The 16,920-nt window shown below is 66.8% G+C and carries 15 protein-coding genes and 1 tRNA gene; 9 read left to right on the forward strand and 7 right to left on the reverse strand.

Features of this window, described 5'->3' with window-relative positions; genetic code table 11:
* Nucleotide 1 precedes the first annotated feature (1 nt).
* From bufB to NUW81_RS03330, 7 genes are all read left to right on the forward strand, one after another.
* Nucleotides 2-892 carry an MNIO family bufferin maturase gene (bufB, locus tag NUW81_RS03300; protein ID WP_245110327.1) on the forward strand — a complete coding sequence of 297 codons (891 nt, stop codon included), beginning with the start codon at nt 2-4 and terminating at the stop codon, nt 890-892.
* Entirely contained in the window at nt 882-1,571 is a 690-nt protein-coding gene (locus NUW81_RS03305) for an HvfC/BufC family peptide modification chaperone (RefSeq protein WP_245110328.1), read from the forward strand. Before bufB ends, NUW81_RS03305 begins: the two co-directional genes overlap by 11 nt.
* Entirely contained in the window at nt 1,571-2,014 is a 444-nt protein-coding gene (locus NUW81_RS03310) for a DoxX family protein (RefSeq protein WP_245110329.1), read from the forward strand. Before NUW81_RS03305 ends, NUW81_RS03310 begins: the two co-directional genes overlap by 1 nt.
* Nucleotides 2,011-2,538 carry a sigma-70 family RNA polymerase sigma factor gene (locus NUW81_RS03315; RefSeq protein ID WP_245110330.1) on the forward strand — a complete coding sequence of 176 codons (528 nt, stop codon included), beginning with the start codon at nt 2,011-2,013 and terminating at the stop codon, nt 2,536-2,538. Before NUW81_RS03310 ends, NUW81_RS03315 begins: the two co-directional genes overlap by 4 nt.
* 2 nt (nt 2,539-2,540) lie before the next feature.
* On the forward strand, nt 2,541-3,170 hold the full coding sequence (locus NUW81_RS03320) for an NrsF family protein (protein WP_245110331.1): 630 nt from the start codon (nt 2,541-2,543) through the stop codon (nt 3,168-3,170).
* A gap of 54 nt (nt 3,171-3,224) precedes the next feature.
* Nucleotides 3,225-3,301 (forward strand) — tRNA-Arg (locus NUW81_RS03325).
* A gap of 323 nt (nt 3,302-3,624) precedes the next feature.
* Complete coding sequence (locus NUW81_RS03330) at nt 3,625-6,228, forward strand: TonB-dependent receptor (protein ID WP_245110332.1); 2,604 nt, start codon at nt 3,625-3,627, stop codon at nt 6,226-6,228.
* 235 nt (nt 6,229-6,463) lie between these two features.
* Here NUW81_RS03330 and NUW81_RS03335 read toward each other — a convergent pair whose 3' ends face one another.
* From NUW81_RS03335 to paaB, 6 genes are all read right to left on the reverse strand, one after another.
* Nucleotides 6,464-7,666, reverse strand: a complete 1,203-nt coding sequence (locus NUW81_RS03335; RefSeq protein ID WP_245110333.1) for a dihydrolipoamide acetyltransferase family protein — start codon at nt 7,664-7,666, stop codon at nt 6,464-6,466.
* 116 nt (nt 7,667-7,782) lie between these two features.
* Complete coding sequence (locus NUW81_RS03340) at nt 7,783-9,828, reverse strand: alpha-ketoacid dehydrogenase subunit alpha/beta (protein WP_245110334.1); 2,046 nt, start codon at nt 9,826-9,828, stop codon at nt 7,783-7,785.
* Nucleotides 9,821-10,999 carry an amino acid aminotransferase gene (locus tag NUW81_RS03345; RefSeq protein ID WP_245110335.1) on the reverse strand — a complete coding sequence of 393 codons (1,179 nt, stop codon included), beginning with the start codon at nt 10,997-10,999 and terminating at the stop codon, nt 9,821-9,823. The genes NUW81_RS03340 and NUW81_RS03345 overlap by 8 nt, the downstream gene beginning before the upstream one ends.
* A gap of 41 nt (nt 11,000-11,040) precedes the next feature.
* Complete coding sequence (locus tag NUW81_RS03350) at nt 11,041-12,120, reverse strand: ferredoxin--NADP reductase (RefSeq protein WP_245110336.1); 1,080 nt, start codon at nt 12,118-12,120, stop codon at nt 11,041-11,043.
* A gap of 4 nt (nt 12,121-12,124) precedes the next feature.
* Nucleotides 12,125-12,979 carry a 1,2-phenylacetyl-CoA epoxidase subunit PaaC gene (paaC, locus tag NUW81_RS03355; protein ID WP_245110337.1) on the reverse strand — a complete coding sequence of 285 codons (855 nt, stop codon included), beginning with the start codon at nt 12,977-12,979 and terminating at the stop codon, nt 12,125-12,127.
* A complete protein-coding gene (gene paaB, locus NUW81_RS03360; protein ID WP_245110338.1) occupies nt 12,979-13,260 on the reverse strand; it encodes a 1,2-phenylacetyl-CoA epoxidase subunit PaaB in 282 nt (93 codons plus the stop codon). The genes paaC and paaB overlap by 1 nt, the downstream gene beginning before the upstream one ends.
* 73 nt (nt 13,261-13,333) lie before the next feature.
* On the opposite strand from paaB, the gene lysA reads away from it, so the two are divergent.
* Nucleotides 13,334-14,620: a diaminopimelate decarboxylase gene (lysA, locus tag NUW81_RS03365; protein ID WP_245110339.1), complete on the forward strand. Its 1,287-nt coding sequence runs from the start codon at nt 13,334-13,336 to the stop codon at nt 14,618-14,620.
* A 93-nt stretch (nt 14,621-14,713) separates the two neighbouring features.
* Here the strand turns inward: lysA and paaA are convergent, their stop codons facing one another.
* Nucleotides 14,714-15,706, reverse strand: a complete 993-nt coding sequence (gene paaA, locus NUW81_RS03370) for a 1,2-phenylacetyl-CoA epoxidase subunit PaaA (protein ID WP_245110340.1) — start codon at nt 15,704-15,706, stop codon at nt 14,714-14,716.
* Between the two features lie 88 nt (nt 15,707-15,794).
* On the opposite strand from paaA, the gene NUW81_RS03375 reads away from it, so the two are divergent.
* The gene (locus tag NUW81_RS03375) at nt 15,795-16,916 is read left to right on the forward strand and encodes a hypothetical protein (RefSeq protein WP_245110341.1); all 1,122 of its coding nucleotides are present in this window, start codon (nt 15,795-15,797) and stop codon (nt 16,914-16,916) included.
* Nucleotides 16,917-16,920 lie beyond the last annotated feature (4 nt).

Consider the following 16,920-nt stretch of genomic DNA (forward strand, 5'->3'; position numbering starts at 1 on the left):
GGTGACCCCGCGCCCCGCCTTCGCCCACGCCCCGCTGCCCGCCCGCGGCGGTATCGGCCTCAAGCCCGAGCATTTCGGGGACTTCCTCGACGCGCGCCCGGGCCGGAGCGAGGGCGGGCGCGGCCCGTCATGGGTCGAGGTCCATCCGCAAAATTACATGATGGCGGGCGGCCCGATGCATCGCTGGCTCACCGCCGTGCGCGAGGCCGTGCCCGTCAGCTTCCATTCGGTCGGCCTGTCGATCGGCGACCCCGACGGTTGCGACCGCGACGAACTCGAACGGCTCGCACGGCTGTGCGAGCGCTACCAGCCCGCGATGGTTTCCGATCACTTGAGCTGGTCGAGCCTCGGCGGCGAGCTGCTGCCCGACCTCCTGCCGCTGCCGATGACCGACGCGACCCTCTCGCATTTCGTTACCGAGGTCGGTCGCATCCAGGACCGGCTGCAGCGCCGTATCCTGATCGAGAACCCCAGCCGCATGGTCGCCTTCGCCGAAGACACATACGAAGAAGCCGGATTCCTCGCCGAATTGTCGCGCCGGTCGGGCTGCGGCCTGCTCGTCGATGTGAACAACATCCTCGTCGCGCGCACCAATGTCGGGCTCGACCCCCGCGCCTATCTCGACGCCTTGCCGCATGACGCGATCGGCGAGATCCACGTTGCGGGCCATACGGTCGAGGAGCATGAAGGCGGGGCGTTGCTCGCGATCGACGATCACGGTTCGCCGGTGAGCGAGGAATGCTGGGCCCTGCTAGGCGAACTGCTCGACCGCACCGGCCCGCGCCCCGTGCTGGTCGAACGCGACAATGACGTGCCCGCTTTTGCCGAACTCGCCGCCGAGGCCGCCCACGCCGACCGGCTTGTCGAGGGAGCCTATCGCCATGCGGCCTGACGCCCAGATCGCCTTCGCCGAGACGCTTGCGGGCGGCCCCGCGCGGCTCCCCGCCGACCTGCTCGTCGGCCCGCGTGCCGCCCAGCTGCGCGGCCTTCGCGCCTACGCCAACACGATCAGCCATGCGCGCTACAAGGCGCTGGAGGAGACCTTCCCCCGCACCCGTGCCGCCATGGGCGACGAGGCATTCCACGCCGCCGCCACCGCTTTTCTCGACACGCCGTCGCCGCATCGCCGCCCGATCCGTTTGATCGGCGACACTTTCGCCGACAGCCTCGCCGCCCCTGCGCACCGCGACCTCGCCACCGTCGAGTGGCTGCTCCTCGAAGCGCATGGCGCTGCCGAGGCGCCCGCCGTCACCCTTGCCGGCATCGCCGGCCTCACCCCCTCGGCGCTTCTCGCCGCACGGGTGATGCGCCACCCGGCCACCTGCCTCGCGGTGCTCGAAGCGCCCGCCGCCTTCCGCTGGGATGGCGCGCAAGGCGGTAGCGACGGCTTTGTCCTCCTCACCCGCCCCGAAGCGCAGCGACAGGTCCGACAGGTAAACGCCGCCATCGCCGCACTCGTGGCCGCGCTCGATGCCCCCATCGCCTTCGCCGACCTGCTCGAGAGCGACGCCGACGCCGTCACCGCGCTTGTCGAAGCGGGCGCCCTCACCCCTGCCCCGGAGTTCCTCTGATGAAGCTGTTCGACACTTTCCGAGCCCTGACCGACAAGCCGGTCGTCACCGACCTCGTCCTCCTCTTCACCCGCATCGGGCTGGGCGCCATCTTCTGGCAGTCGGGACGCACCAAGATCGAGGAAGGCAGCCTGTTCGAGATCAGCGACACCACCTTCTTCCTCTTCGCCGAGGAATATGCGGGCGTCCCCCTCCTCGCGCCAGCGACGGCGGCCGTCCTCGCCACCGTCGCCGAGCACCTCCTCCCGCTCCTCCTCGCCATCGGCCTTGCCACGCGGCTCGCCGCCGCGGGGCTGATCGGCATGACGCTGGTCATCCAGCTGTTCGTCTATCCGCAGGCCTGGTGGGTGCCGCACATGGGCTGGGTCGCGCTGGGGCTCGTCCTCCTGACGCAGGGGCCGGGGCGCATCAGCGCGGATAAACTGCTAGGCAGGCGGACATGACGCGGCTCGGCGACCAGGACATGCGCACGCTGATGCGCGCGGCCCAAGGCGGCGACAAGGCCGCCTATCGCACCGCGCTAGGCGCGCTGTCCGACTGGCTCCACGCCTATTTCGCCCGCCGCATCGCCCCCGCGCAGGTCGACGACCTCGTCCAGGAAACGCTCGTCTCGATCCATGTGAAGCGCGCCAGTTACGACCCCGACCGCCCCTTCTATCCGTGGGCTGCCGCGATCGCGCGCTTCCGCTGGATCGATGCGCTGCGCAAGATCACGCGGCAGGCCGAGACCGAACTCGAGATCGACCCGCCCGTGCCCTCCGCCGAGGAACCCGTGCTCGCCCGCCTCAGCCTCGACCAGCTCATCGGCCACCTGCCGCAGAAACAGGCCCAGCCCATCACCCTCACCAAGGTCGAGGGGCGCACCATCGCCGAGACCGCCGCCATCACCGGCCAGAGCGAAAGCGCGGTCAAGGTCAACATCCATCGCGGCCTGAAGAAGCTCGCCGCCCTCGTCGAAAGCGAATGAACATGCGTACCGAAGATCTCCTCGACCGGCTGAGCCACGAGGCCGCCCCCGTCCGCCCCGTCTCGATCGGCCGCGCGCGCCTCGGCCTTGCGCTCGTGGCGCTGGCCACCGTGGCGCTCGTCCTCGCCCTGTGGAGCCCCCGCCCGCAGCTCATGGACGGCAGCGCCGATGCCATGACGCTGGTGCTCGCCGCGCTCTTCGCGCTGCTGGCGGGCGCGGCGGGCGTGACCGCCACGCGGCTCGCCCGCCCAGCCGTCGGCGCAGCGCCCGGCGGCGGGCTCTGGGTCTTTGCCGCCATCCTCGTCTTCCCCGCCATCGCGCTGGTCCAGCAAATGCTCGGCCATGGCGATACCGACCAAGTCGCGCTCGGGATGTCCTGCCTTGCAACCGGCACGGCGATGAGCCTCTTCACCGCGCTCTTCCTCACGCTCCACCTGCGCCGTGGCGCGCCGGTGCTGCCGCAGCGGGCGGGCCTCGTCGCGGGACTGTCGGCGGGCGCGGTGGGCGCGCTGGCCATCACGCTCGAATGCGACGGCACCACCTTCGCGCATCTCGCCTTCTGGCATGTCGCCATCCTTGCCGCCTGGGCCGCGATCGGCCGCTTCGGCATCGCGCGCCTCATTCGCTGGTAAACACTTGAACGGTCCGCCCCCCTCGGCTAGGCGCGGGGAACCGGCCGGCAAAAGGCACCCATAGCTCAGCTGGATAGAGCGCTGCCCTCCGAAGGCAGAGGCCAGAGGTTCGAATCCTCTTGGGTGCGCCAGCCGCGGCATCGCCAAGGTCCCTCCGGGACCGGATTCGCGCCGCGACCCAACCCCCGAAAGCGCCTTTAAACGGTTAAACCGGCATCAAGTTCCGGATTTCCGCCACTGTCATAAAAAATTTGCAACTGTCACATTTTGGCAGGTGGCACCCAAGCCATTGAAATTGCTTGATTTATTTATGGCATAATCATGGCATCCCGCCTCGGGACGCGCCCGCGCGGAATCAGGCCTTTTTCTTGTAACAATTCATCGGTTAAGGGCGCCCTGCACCTCTTCCGGGGTCACTCGCAATCTTTCAAAACCCTTCAGGGAATTCAACGCAATGAAAAAGATGCTTCTGTGCAGCAGCGCCCTCGTGGCCGTTGCCCTCCCGGGTGTCGCCAGCGCGCAGTCGACCGGCTCGGTCGACTTCGACGATGACGCGATCGTCATCACCGGCACCGCCGAAACCGACGTCGGTGGCGTCGAGATCCCCGACACGCCGAAGGCCAAGCAGGTCATCGATGACGAGCTGATCCAGAAGCAGCGTCCGGGTCAGACGATCAACGACATCGTCAACCTCGTCCCCGGCGTCTCGTTCCAGAACAACGACCCCTGGGGTTCGTCGGGCGGTGGCTTCACCATCCGCGGCTTCACCTCGGACCGCATCTCGCAGACCCTCGACGGCATCCCGCTGAACGATTCGGGCAACTATGCGCTCTACACCAACCAGCAGGTCGACAGCGAAATCCTCGAAGAGGTCAACGTCAACCTCGGCTCGACCGACGTCGACAGCCCGACCGCTTCGGCCGTCGGCGGCACCATCAACATCCGCACCCGTCGCCCGGGCAAGGAATTCGGTGTCTTCTCGACGCTCAGCTACGGCGACGTCTTCGCCGACGGCCCCGTCTGGGACCGCAGCTACAAGCGCGTCTTCGGCATGGTCGACACCGGCGACCTGACCGGCAACGGCCTCACCGCCTTCGGTTCGGCCAGCTACACCACTTACGGTGTTCCGTGGAACGACTACGGTCGCATCCGCAAGCAGCAGTATAACGCCCGCATCCACCAGGACCTCGGTGGCGGCGACTTCATCTCGCTGACCGGCCATTACAACCAGAACCGCAACAACTTTGCGGGCTCGGTCCGCTTCAGCGACCTCACCGAAGCGCTCGAGAACGGCGACAAGGAATATCGCTTCCGCGCCGACGAAGTCGACGGTGACTGCACCATCCCGGCCCCCGTCGCCGGCGAAGCCGACTTCTACAGCGACCGTTCGGGCTGCGGTGCGGAATTCTCGCGTCGTTACAACCCGTCGAACACCGGCAACATCCGTGGTTCGGCGCTGTTCAACCTCACCGACCGCCTGGTCTTCTCGGTCGACCCGAGCTTCCAGTACGTCAAGGCCAATGGTGGTGGCCCCGAAGGCGTGAACGAAAGCGAATGCTACGTTCGTGCCAACGGCCGCTTCCCCTATTGCGACACGACCGACAACGGTAACGACGCGATCACCGGCGTGATCGGTGGCCGTTACTACTTCGGCCGCGATCTCAACGGCGACGGCGACCTGCTCGACGTCGTGGCGGCGAACGATCCGAGCCAGACCCGTACCTATCGCTACGCGGTCGTCTCGAACCTCGCCTACGAGATCAACGACGACCATCGCGTCCGTCTCGCCTACACGTTCGACTTCGCCGACCACCGCCAGACCGGCCAGGTGTCGCTGATGCAGAACGACGGCGAGCCGATCGACGTCTTCTCGGTCAACGAAGCGCTCCTCACGGTCGACGGCTTCGAGATCAACAAGCGTAACCGTCAGTCCTACGCGATCCTCAACCAGGTCTCGACCGAATATCGCGGTCAGTTCCTGAACGACGACCTCACCGTCGTCGCGGGTCTGCGTCTGCCGTTCTTCAAGCGCAAGCTCGACAACCGTTGCTACACGACCACGGCCGACGCCGGCCGCGGCTTCGTCGACTGCGTCGGTTTCGATGCCGGCCAGGACGTCAGCGCCTATGAAGCGGCGAACCCCTACACGATCGATCCGGTGACCGGTGAAGTCACGGGCTTCGCGCCGCCGACCGAGCGTACGCTGGACTATGACAAGCTGCTGCCGAACGTGGGCTTCACCTACGCCTTCAGCGACTTCTCGGTCTTCGGTAACTACGCCAAGGGTCTTTCGGTCCCCTCGACCGACACGCTCTACACCGCGCTCTACTATCCGGAAGGCACCGAGCGCGCCGAGCCGACCCCCGAAACCACCGACAGCTTCGACGGTGGCCTGCGTTACCAGAACCGCAAGGTCCAGGCGCAGATCGCGGGTTACTTCACCCAGTACAACAACCGTCTCGCGGTCAGCTACGACCCCGAGCTGGACGAATCGGTCACCCGTAACCTGGGCCCGGTCGACAAGTACGGCGTGGACGCCTCGGTCGCCTACAACGTGACGCCGAACACGCTGGTCTACGTCTACGGCTCGATCAACGAGTCGGAAATCCAGGAAAATGTGCTCGACGGCCGTACCTGCCGCGAGGGCGACCTGACCGATCCGCGTTACTTCTGTGAAGGTGGCCTCGGCGGCACTCGCTTCCTCGCGACCGCCGGCAAGAACGAAGCCGGTGCCCCGCTGTGGAGCGTCGGTGGCCGTCTGCAGCAGCGCTTCGGCGCGGTCGAGCTCGGCCTCCAGGCCAAGCGTACCGGCAAGCGTTACGGCAACGACGTGAACACCGTCGAAGTCGATCCCTACACCGTCGTCGATCTCGATGCCCGCATCGACCTCGGCTACGTCGGTAGCGTGTTCGGCGACGCGGCGCTGCAGTTCAACGTCACCAACCTGTTTGACGAAGGTTACCTCGGCTACGTCAGCCCGGGTCTCGAAAACGAGCCCTTCTTCATCCAGATCGGTGCGCCGCGCGCGGCTTCAGCCACGCTGATGCTCGGCTTCTAGTAAGCCGCATCATCTGCGACAAAAGGGAGGGCGGTGCCGCAAGGCGCCGCCCTTTCCTTATGGGCGCGCAACACGATGCCTCCCCCACCGGCGTCATCCCAGCGAAGGCTGGGATCCATGTCCTTGAGAGCAAGGCGCCAGCCTTTGTTGGGGCGACGAGGAAGGCTTGCACGCCAAAGAAAAGGGCGCCCTACCAAGCCGGCAGGGCGCCCTTCGCTGTTTTCATGATGATGCCTCAGGCGGCGGGCCAGCCCTCGAGGATCTCGACGAAGCGCGAGAGCCACGCATTGGTCTGGTGCCCGTCGACGACGCGGTGGTCGATGGTCAGCGTGACATAGGCCATCGGGCGGATGACCATGACGTCCTGCCCGTCGAGCTCGCGCACGACGACGCGCTTCTCAAGCTTGCCGACGCCGAGGATCGCCGCCTGCCCCTGGTGCAGGATGATCGGCGAGGCGAGCAAGCTGCCCGACACGCCATGGTTGGAGATGGTGAAGCTCCCGCCCGACACATCCTTGCGGTCGAGCTTGCCGTCACGCGCCCGCGCGGTCAGATCGCCGAGCTGCCTGCCGATCCCCTCGAGGCTGGAGCCGCCGCAATCGCGCACGACGGGGACGACAAGGCCCTTGTCGCCGAGCGCGGTGCCGACACCCACGTCGATGCTGTCCGAGATGGCGATGCGATCCTCTTCCCAGCGCCCGTTGATCGCGGGGGCGACCGCCATCGCTTCGGCGGCGGCCTTCACGATATAGGCGGTGTAGCTGAGCTTGACGCCCTTCGCCTTCATCGCCGCCTTGTGCGCCGCGATGGCCGAGAAATCGGCTTCGAACAGCGCGGTCACATGCGGCGCGTCGGTGACGGCGCGGACCATATTCTCGGCAATGGTGCGGCGCATCCGGTCGTGCGGGATGTCGGCACTGTCGAAGGCTTCCACGACGCGCGGCTGCGCGGTCTTGGGCGCGCCGACATGACTGACTGTCGCGCTCGCCACCGCCTTGTCCACATCCTCGAGCGTCACGCGCCCGTCGCGGCCGGTGCCGGTGATGTGGGCGGGGTCGATGTCATGCTGGAGGACCGCGCGCTTGACCGCGGGCGACAGGCGCGTCTCGCGCAGCACCTCGGCCTTCGCCGTCGCCTTGGGCGCGGGCGCTTGCGGCCTGGGGGTGTCGTCCGCCACGGGCTGGACGACCGTGTCGCTCGCCTCGCCCGCCGGATCGATCCGCGCGAGCAGCGCGCCGGGCTCGGCCTCGGCATCGCTGTCGAGGAGGATCTCGACCAGCACGCCGCTGGTGGGCGCGGGCACTTCCTGCGTCACCTTGTCGGTCTCGAGCTCGACCAGCGGGTCATTTTCCTCGACCCGCTCGCCCACGGCCTTCAGCCAGCCGCGCACGACCGCCTTGGTGCCTTCCTGCTCCTCGGGAACCAGCACGTCGATCATGACGACACTCCCTTGTCGTCATCCCAGCGAAGGCTGGGATCCATGTCTTCAAATGCAGGGCGCAGCGGCATGGCATGGGCCCCAGCCTGCGCTGGGGCGACGGTGGTCTGCATCGTCTAGAACTCCAGCATCTCGGTGATCTTGGCGCGGATGTCCTCGACGGAGGGCACGGCGGCCTCGAGCAACTTGGGGTGATGGGGCGAGGGAATGTCGGGCATGGTCACCCGCTCCACCGGCGCGTCGAGATCGAGGAAGGCCTCGTCGGCGACCACCGCGGCGATCTCCGCGCCGAAGCCGCCGGTGCGCAGATCCTCGTGGACGACCAAGCAGCGATGGGTTTTCGCGATGCTCTCCAGCACCATCTCCTTGTCCCACGGCTGCAGCGTGCGCAGGTCGATCACGTCCGCGGAAACGTCCTTCGCCGCTTCCTCGCAGCGCGGCACCATCGCGCCCCAGCTGACGATGGTGATCCTGTCGCCCTCGCGCGTTTTCTTGGCCTTGCCGAAGGGCAGGACGTAGCCGTCGCCGGGATAGGGCCGCCGCGCCCAGCTTTCATCGAGCATCGCGCGATGTTCGAAGAAGATCGTCGGATCGTTCGAGCGCAGCGCCATGCGCAGCAGCCCGACCGCATCCTCGGCATTACTCGGCACCGCGACCTTCCAGCCCGGATTGTGCACGAACTGCACCTCGTTGGTCTGGCTGTGCCACGGGTCGCCGCATTTGAAGAAGCCGCCCGGGATGCGCAGCACCATCGGCGCGGCAAAACGGTTGTGCGTGCGCCAGCGGATGGTGCCGCAATCGTTGATCTGCTCGGTCGCCGGCTCGGCATATTTGCGGAACTGGATTTCGGGCACGGGCAGCAGCCCCGCCATCGCCATGCCGATCGCGCGCCCGACAATGCCCTCCTCATTGAGGCTGGTGTCGAAGACGCGCTCCTTGCCGAACTTGTCCTGCAGCCCGAGCGTCACCGCATGGACGCCCCCCTTGGGGCCGACATCCTCCCCGAAGACGCTCATCTTCGGATTCTGTTCGAGTTCGAGGTCGAGCACCTTGCGGATGGCGGTCACCATGTTGATGCGCTGCCCCACGGGACGCGGATCCTCATGGGTCCCGTCGAGGCTCAGCCCCGCCTGCCCGCCGACCTTGGCATGTTCGCCCTCGTAGAAGACACCCTTGGTGACGAGCGAGGGGTCGGACACGGCGCGCGCCTCGGCTTCCTGCCGCGCGGCATCGACTTCCTGCGCGACCGACGCCTCGATCATGTCCCAGTCGAGATTGTTGGCGAGCTTCTTCAGCTTGGGCAGCGGGTCGCGCGCCCATTCGGCCGCCTTTTCCTCATCCGACTTGTAGGCCTGCGTGTCCTGCGCGCTATGCCCTTCGAGGCGCGGCACGGTGAGGCGGCACAGCACCGGCCCTTTTCGCTCGCGCACATGGGCAACTGCATCGCCGATCTGCTTGGCCGCGGCCTCGGGGTCGGTGCCGTCGCCGTCGAAAATGGTGAGGTTCTTGAAGCTCGCGAGGTTGGCCGCGATGTTGCGCCCCGGCGTCTGGTAATCGCTCGTCACCGAAATGCCGTAGCCATTGTCCTCGATGAAGAAGAGCAACGGCAATTTCTGCGTCGTGGCGATGGTCAGCGCCGACCAGAAACCGCCCGTCGCACAGCTCGCATCGCCGCCGAGCACGACCGCGATCGCGCCATCGTCCTTCTCGCCCAGCACCTTGGCCTTGTAGGTAATCGCCTGCGCCCAGCCGGCCGCGGGCGTATATTGCGCCCCCACCCCGCCGCACATGGGCAGCGCATGGGCACCGCCCGGATTGGGATAGTTGAAGACGACGCCGATATCGCGCCCGTCCGAATAGCCGCCCTCGCGCCCCATGTTGGAGCCCAGCGCGTCGGCCAGCTCGACGCCCAGCGCCAGCAGCATGGGCCGCGAGCGATAATAGCCGCAGGCCGCATCGCCATCGCGCAGGTGCAGGCCGAGCATGACCTGCGCCATGTCATGACCGCGTGCGGAGAATTGGTAGAGCACCTTCCTTGCCGGAACGAGCTCTTCTTCCTCCAGCCGGTCCATCTCGCGGCTCGTCAGGACGAGGCGCGCGACATCCTCCCACGCAAAGGCGGGTTCGTCGGTCTTCGTCTCGGGGTCGGCGAGGCTAGCCATCGATCACCGCCTTCACGCTGTTACAGAAATAGGCGACCTGGTCATCGCCCATGCCGCAGATGTTGAAGCGGCCCGAGCCGGCGACATAGATGGCGAATTCCTCGCGCAGCCGGACGACCTGTTCGGGGCTGACGGGCAGCATCGAGAACATGCCCTTCTGGCGCCCGATATATTCGAGCCGCGGGTCGCAGGCGGCGATCATCTCGCGCAAGCTGTTGATGCGATCGCGCATGCTGTCGAGCTCGGCGCGCCATTCCTCGCGAAGCTCGTCGTCCTCGAGCACCATGCGCACCACGGCGGCGCCATGATCGGGCGGCATCGACCACAGTTCGCGCGCCAGCTGCATGATCCAGTCGAGCGCCAGCTTGGTGGCGTCGGCATCGCGGCCCTTCACGAACAACGTGCCGACGCGGTCGCGGTACATGCCGAAATTCTTGTCGCAGCTCTGCGCGATGATGGCCTCGTCGACCGCTTCGACCACGCTGCGCGCGCCTGCCGCATCCTCCTCGAGCCCGTCGCCGAGCCCCTGATAGGCGATGTCGACGAAGGGAACGAGTTTGCGGGCGGCGATGATGCTGCGGACCTTGGCCCACTGGCCTGCATCGAGGTCGGCGCCCGTCGGATTGTGGCAGCAGCCGTGGAGCAGCACGACATCGCCCTCGTCGGCGCGCTCGAGCGCCGCGACCATCTCGTCGAACTGCACGCTCGTCGAGGCCTTGTCGTAATAGGGATAGGTCTCGATGGTGAGGCCCGCGCCCTTGATGAGCGGCTCGTGGTTGGGCCAGGTCGGGGTCCCCACCCAGACCTTCGCTTGCGGCCGCGCCGCCCGGACCAGCGCGAACCCCAGCGCCAGCGCGCCGCAGCCGCCCGGGGTCTGGAGGCCGACCAGCCGGTCGCCGCCCCACAGGGGCCCGAACAAGAGCTTTCCGATCTCCTCGGCATAGCCCGCATCGCCGCGCATCCCGAGATAGGACTTGCTCGACTGCGCATCGTGCAGCCGCTGCTCGGCCTTTCGTACCGCGCTCATGACGGGGGTATCGCCGTCACTGGTCTTGTAGACCCCGACACCGGCGTCGATCTTCTGCGGGCGATCATCGGCGCGCGCCATCACCATCAGCTGGAGAAGCGCGTCCGGTTGGATGGGCTCGAGCCCTGAGAACAATCCTGACATGGCGCCGGTCCTAGCGCCGATGCAGCCTTTCCGTAAAGGCGTCAGGCGTCATAATCGACGCGGACATCGTCCCCGACCGGTACCGACTGGCAGGTCAGCACGTAACCCGCCTCGATTTCCTCGTCGGTCAACCCGTAGCGCGCGCCCTGTTCGACCTTGCCCTTCACGACCTTGGCACGGCAGGTCGCGCAGACGCCCGCCTTGCAGGCATAAGGTGCGGGCAGCCCCGCCTCGCGTGCGCTATCGAGGATATTCTCGCCGTTGAACTCGACCTTGCGGTTGCGCCCGTCGAGATTGACCCAGAAGGTGTGGCCGGCGGCCTCGGCCTTGGCCTGCATCACCTTCTGCGCCTCAGCAGCCGAGGGAGTGGAGGCGGTAAAGCGCTCGATATGCACGCGCTCCTTGTCCACGCCATGCTCGAGGAGCGAGGCTTCGGCGGCATCCATCATCGGCCCGGGGCCGCAGATGAAGAAGGCGTCTATCGACTTGGGCTCATCGAGCAGGTCCTCGATCACCGCATCGCAAGTCTCGCGGTCGAGCATGCCGTTGAACAGGTCGACATCGCCCTCCTCGTCCGAGAGGAAATGGAAGGGCTGGAAGCGCGACAGGTAACGGTCTTTCAAGTCCGAGATGCCGTCGAGGAAGATAACGCTGGCGCTGTCGCGATTGCCGTAGAAGAGCGTGAAACGCGCCTCCGGCTCGACCGAAAGCGCGGTGCGGATGAGGCTCATCACGGGCGTGATGCCCGAGCCGCCCGCAAAACCGACATAGTGGCGCGGCGGCGCATCCTCGGCGAAGGGATAGGTGAAGCTCCCGTGCGGCGGCATCACCTCGACCGTGTCGCCCGCCTTGAGGTGGTCGCCGACCCAGTTGGAGAAACGCCCGCCCGCGATGCGCTTCACCGTGACCTTGAGCTGGCCCTCGTGCGGCGCGACGCAGAGCGAATAGTTGCGGCGCACTTCCTCGCCAGCAATGTCCGCCTTGAGCGTGAGATGCTGCCCCGCCTTGAAGGCGAAGAGCGGCTTGTGCTCGTCGGGCACGTCGAAACGGATGCTGTTGGCATCCTCGGTCTCGCGCACGATCTCCGCCACGCGCAGCGGAATGAAATGATCTGAACTCATGGGTCTACCACTTGGCGTCGGGATAGGTGCGCGGCAGGAACTGCATGACCGCGAGCAAATGCCCGAGATGCTCCGAATGATGGCCGCGGCGGCCACCGAGGATCGGGCGCTGGTCGGCGGGCGCCTCGAGCGTGGCCTCCTCGAGCGTCTGCACGAGCGCGGCGCGATATTCGTCCTCGAAGCCGCGCGGATCGACCGCGATGCCGCGCTCGATCAGCCCTTCGAGCTCGTCCGTCACCTCGAACAGTTCGGGGATGAAGCGCCAGCACCAGTCGAGCCCCTCGGCCATCCGGCGCTTCGACTCCTCGGTCCCGTCGCCCAGCCGCACGACCCAGTCGGCGCTGAGCTCACGGTGATAGGCGACTTCCTTGACGCTCTTGGCGGCGATCCCCGCGATCGCCTCGTCGGACGAGCCCGCGAGCCGCTCCAAGAGCATGTGCTGCCAGGTCGAGAAGAGGAATTGCCGCGCCATGGTCTGCGCGAAATCGCCATTGGGCTGTTCGACCAGCAGGCTGTTGCGGAAATCGAGCACGTCGCGGTGGAAAGCCAGCGCGTCGGCATCGGCATGCTTCTCGTCATGCTCGGCCGCTAACGTGAGCCAGTTGGTCGCCTGCCCGATGAGGTCGAGACCCATGTTGGCAAGGCTGAGGTCAACCTCGAGCGCGGGGGCATGGCCGCACCATTCGCCCAGCCGCTGGCCGAGAATCAGCGCATCGTCGCCGAGCGCGGTCACATAGGCGATGGTGGCTTCGTCGCGTTCACCGGCGGTCGGGGCATCGAAGCTGCCCTTGGGCGCGCCGGCATCCTTCGCGGCGGCCTTGGCTTCGTCCTTTTCGGAGATGGTCGGGAGGCTCGGCATCAGATGTGCTTCACCTCGTCGGGGATCTCGTAGAAGGTCGGGTGGCGATAGACCTTGTCGGCGGCGGGCTCGAAGGTCGGGCCCGACTGGTCGGGGTCCGACGCCACGATGTCCGACGATTTGACCACCCACAGCGACACACCTTCCATCCGCCGCGTATAGGTATCGCGCGCATGGTTGAGCGCCATCTCCTGGTCGGGCGCATGGACGCTCCCGACATGGCGGTGGCTGAGGCCTCCCTTGGCCCGAACGAACACTTCCCAAAGCGGCCAGTCTGACATGTTCTCTCCTTGTGCCCGCTGCTTAGGCCGATGCCGCCCGATAAGGCAACCCGCAGCGCCGATCCGCCGTTTCATGGCGATGGAAAGCCCTTCTCCCTATCGCGGCTATGTCGAGCACGATGGCGTGCTTCATTGCGAAGGCGTCCCCCTGCCCGCCATTGCCGAGGCGGTCGGCACGCCCGTCTATGTCTATTCCGCCGCCATGCTGCGCGCGGCGGCGCGGCGGATGAAGGCCGCGCTCGACGGGCTCGATGACCCGCTCATCGCTTATGCGGTGAAAGCCAATCCGAACCCCGCTGTGCTGCACGTCCTCGCGCAGGAAGGCCTCGGCGCCGACATCGTCTCGATCGGTGAATATGCCCATGCGGTGGACGCCGGCATGGCGAAAGACCACATTCTCTTCTCCGGTGTCGGAAAGACCCGCGAGGAGATGGAAAAAGCGCTCACGGGCGGGCTCCTCCAGTTCAACATCGAATCGATCGAGGAAGCCCACGACCTCTCCGCCGTCGCCACTGCGATGGGCAAGACCGCGCCCGTCGGCCTGCGCATCAACCCCGATGTCGTCGCGGGCACGCATGAGAAGATCTCGACCGGCCAGGCCGACACCAAGTTCGGCATTCCCGGCGAACAGGCGATGGAGGCATTCCGCACCGCCCGCGCCCTTCCCGGCCTCGACGTCACCGGCGTCACCATCCACATCGGCAGCCAGCTCACCAGCCTCGACCCGCTCGAAACCGCCTTCACGCGCCTCGGCGAGGTCATCCGCGCGCTGCGCCATGACGGTTGCGACTTGTCGCTAGCCGATCTCGGCGGCGGGCTCGGCGTCGATTACGGCCCCGACCAGCCCGACCCGCCGAGCGTCGAAGCCTATGCCGCGATGGTGAAACGCGTGACGCGGGACTGGGACATTCGCCTCGCCTTCGAGCCCGGCCGCTCCATCTCGGGCGAGGCCGGCGTGCTCCTCGCGCGCGTCATCCGCATCAAGCCCGGCGCGAAAGCCCCGTGGCTCATCGTCGATGCGGCGATGAACGACCTCATGCGCCCCGCGCTCTACGACGCTTATCACCATATTGTGCCCGTCGAGCCGCGCGGCGAGCCAGCCAGCTACAATGTGGTCGGTCCCGTGTGCGAGACGGGCGACACCTTTGCTCGCCGCCGCATCATGCAGCGGGTCGAGCCGGGCGACCTCGTCGCCTTCCGGACGGTAGGGGCTTATGGCGCGGCAATGAGCAACGGCTACAACAGCCGCCCGCTCGCGCCCGAAGTGCTCGTGGATGGTGACCGCTGGGCACAGGTGCGCCAGCGCGTCGATCTCGCGGAAAAGAGCGCGATGCCCCTCCCGGACTGGCTTGAGAATTGACGTCGCCCCAGCGACGGCTGGGGCCCATGTCATCGAGGTTTTACGACACGGAAAGGCATGGATCCCAGCCTTCGCTGGGATGACGGATAAAGGTCAGGCGACCTTGCGCGCCGCCTTCTTGGCTTCATGCGCATCCGCCGCCTCGCGGACCCAGGCATTGTCCTCCCAGGCATCGCGGCGCGCCTTCATGCGCTCCTTGGCGACCGGACCCTCGCCGCGCACGACGGCGTAGAATTCTTCCCAGTCGATCTCGCCGAAGTCGTAGCCGCCCTTTTCCTCGTTCCACTCGAGGTCGGGATCGGGGACGGTGAGGCCGGCGAACTCGGCCTGCGGGACGGTGATGTCGACGAATTTCTGCCTGAGTTCGTCATTGGTCTCGCGCTTGATCCGCCAGCGCATCGAGCGCTCGGTGTTGGGCGAATTCTCGTCGGGCGGACCGAACATCATGAGGCTCGGCCACCACCAGCGGTTGATCGCATCCTGCGCCATCCGCTTCTGCTCCTCGGTGCCGTTCGACAAGGCGAGCATCGCTTCATAGCCCTGCCGCTGGTGGAAGCTTTCCTCCTTGCACACGCGCACCATCGCGCGGGCATAGGGGCCGTAGCTGGTGCGCTGGAGCGGCACCTGGTTCATGATCGCGGCACCATCGACCAGCCAGCCGATCGCGGCGATATCCGCCCAGGTGAGCGTCGGATAATTGAAGATGGTGCTATACTTGGCCTTGCCCGCGTGCAGCGCCTCGATCATCTCCTCGCGGCTCGTGCCGAGCGTCTCGGCAGCGCAGTAGAGATAGAGGCCGTGACCGCCCTCGTCCTGCACCTTGGCGAGCAGGATGGCCTTGCGGCGAAGGCTCGGCGCGCGGGTGATCCAGTTACCCTCGGGGAGCATGCCGACCACTTCGGAATGCGCGTGCTGCGAGATCTGGCGCACCAGCGTCTTGCGATAGGCCTCGGGCATCCAGTCCTTGGGCTCGATGAACTCGTCAGCGGCGACACGCGCCTCGAACGCCTCGACCAGCGCGGGGTCTTCGGCCCCGTCGATCGCGGTAACATTGGGCTTCTGCTTGTCGAGTTCGGTCGTATACATGAGGTCCGAGATAGGCGGCTTTCGGGCGATTTTCAATCGCGGCGAAAGGCGGTGTGACGCGTGAGGGGGACGGATGGACGCGGGGCCAGTGATCAGGTGGAACAGCTACGGCAGCCCCGCGGTCCTGTGCGAGGGCGAGATGCGGGTCATTGGAGAGGGCCCCGAAGTCGCCGCATTGGGGCCGCTCCCGACCGGCCCCATCTGGTTCGACGTCGCCCCCGAGGCGAAGAACGTGGCCTTCTTCCTCGAACCGCACGATCCGCCCGACGATCATGGCTTCGTCCATCACGGCAAGCGGCTCCTCGTGCTCCGCCTGCCGCAACGCCTCGGCAACTGGCGCGACTTCATGCGACACCAGATGGTAACGGGCACCCACGCCGTCTTCGAGGTGAGCCGTTCCTATCGTGACGAGGTGCAGCTCAGTAGCGCATGGGGCCTGCCCGACCGGAATTTGTTCGCCATGGGCGAGGCCTATCGCTGCGAGGCGATGCCAGCGCCGACCGGCACCCGCATCCGCTTCGAGGCAGTCGTGCGCCCGCGCCGTGGCGGCCCCGAGCCGCTCGACGAGGAGATCCGCGTCGAGGTCGATGCCATCATTCCGCAGCCCTTCGGCGCGCGCCTCCACGCGGTCGAGGACGGGCAAGATACGCTCGACCCGTCCGAGATCGACTGGCGCCGCCAGCGCTTCGAGGCCTACATGCCCGGCCGCCTGAGCTGGGGTCAGGAAGCACGCTTCACCGGGCCGTTCGTCCAGTTCTACGAAATGCGGGACACGCTGGATGCCCCCAAGCTGCTCAGGCTCGTTCCCGCCAGCCTAGCCCGCACGAGCAGCCTAGGCGGCTACACCGCCAGTACGCGGAGTGACGGCCCGCAGATCAACCTGCCGCTCAACTGGAAGACGATCGCTGCCCTGCTGAGCGAGAAGCCGAGCGCGCGCCTGCGGTTGGAGGGCGATGCCATCGGCTATCTCGACGGCCAGAGCGGGCGCAGCGTCTATGAATGCGGCGGATACCGCCGACAGGAGATCGAGATGATCGACATGGCGCTGGACTGGGACGGCGAATGGCTCCGCCTGCGCGCCAACGGCCTTCTCTCCACCCGGCAGTACGACCTCGGCCCCCGCTTCGAGGTCCGTCTCGACATCCACGCGCACTGGCTCGCCGCCAACGGCCGCCTGCCCCGCGCCAAACCGACAGGAGCAACGCCATGATGCG

Origin of the sequence: Sphingomicrobium aestuariivivum (assembly GCF_024721585.1) — a bacterium.
Taxonomy (GTDB): domain Bacteria; phylum Pseudomonadota; class Alphaproteobacteria; order Sphingomonadales; family Sphingomonadaceae; genus Sphingomicrobium; species Sphingomicrobium aestuariivivum.

Bases quoted from the DNA above. Each gene is read 5' to 3' on its own strand.
- NUW81_RS03305 (WP_245110328.1), top strand. From the start codon at position 882: ATGCGGCCTGACGCCCAGATCGCCTTCGCCGAGACGCTTGCGGGCGGC.
- NUW81_RS03310 (WP_245110329.1), top strand. From the start codon at position 1,571: ATGAAGCTGTTCGACACTTTCCGAGCCCTGACCGACAAGCCGGTCGTC.
- NUW81_RS03315 (WP_245110330.1), top strand. From the start codon at position 2,011: ATGACGCGGCTCGGCGACCAGGACATGCGCACGCTGATGCGCGCGGCC.
- NUW81_RS03320 (WP_245110331.1), top strand. From the start codon at position 2,541: ATGCGTACCGAAGATCTCCTCGACCGGCTGAGCCACGAGGCCGCCCCC.
- NUW81_RS03330 (WP_245110332.1), top strand. From the start codon at position 3,625: ATGAAAAAGATGCTTCTGTGCAGCAGCGCCCTCGTGGCCGTTGCCCTC.
- NUW81_RS03335 (WP_245110333.1), bottom strand. From the start codon at position 7,666: ATGATCGACGTGCTGGTTCCCGAGGAGCAGGAAGGCACCAAGGCGGTC.
- NUW81_RS03340 (WP_245110334.1), bottom strand. From the start codon at position 9,828: ATGGCTAGCCTCGCCGACCCCGAGACGAAGACCGACGAACCCGCCTTT.
- NUW81_RS03345 (WP_245110335.1), bottom strand. From the start codon at position 10,999: ATGTCAGGATTGTTCTCAGGGCTCGAGCCCATCCAACCGGACGCGCTT.
- NUW81_RS03350 (WP_245110336.1), bottom strand. From the start codon at position 12,120: ATGAGTTCAGATCATTTCATTCCGCTGCGCGTGGCGGAGATCGTGCGC.
- paaC (WP_245110337.1), bottom strand. From the start codon at position 12,979: ATGCCGAGCCTCCCGACCATCTCCGAAAAGGACGAAGCCAAGGCCGCC.
- paaB (WP_245110338.1), bottom strand. From the start codon at position 13,260: ATGTCAGACTGGCCGCTTTGGGAAGTGTTCGTTCGGGCCAAGGGAGGC.
- lysA (WP_245110339.1), top strand. From the start codon at position 13,334: ATGGCGATGGAAAGCCCTTCTCCCTATCGCGGCTATGTCGAGCACGAT.
- paaA (WP_245110340.1), bottom strand. From the start codon at position 15,706: ATGTATACGACCGAACTCGACAAGCAGAAGCCCAATGTTACCGCGATC.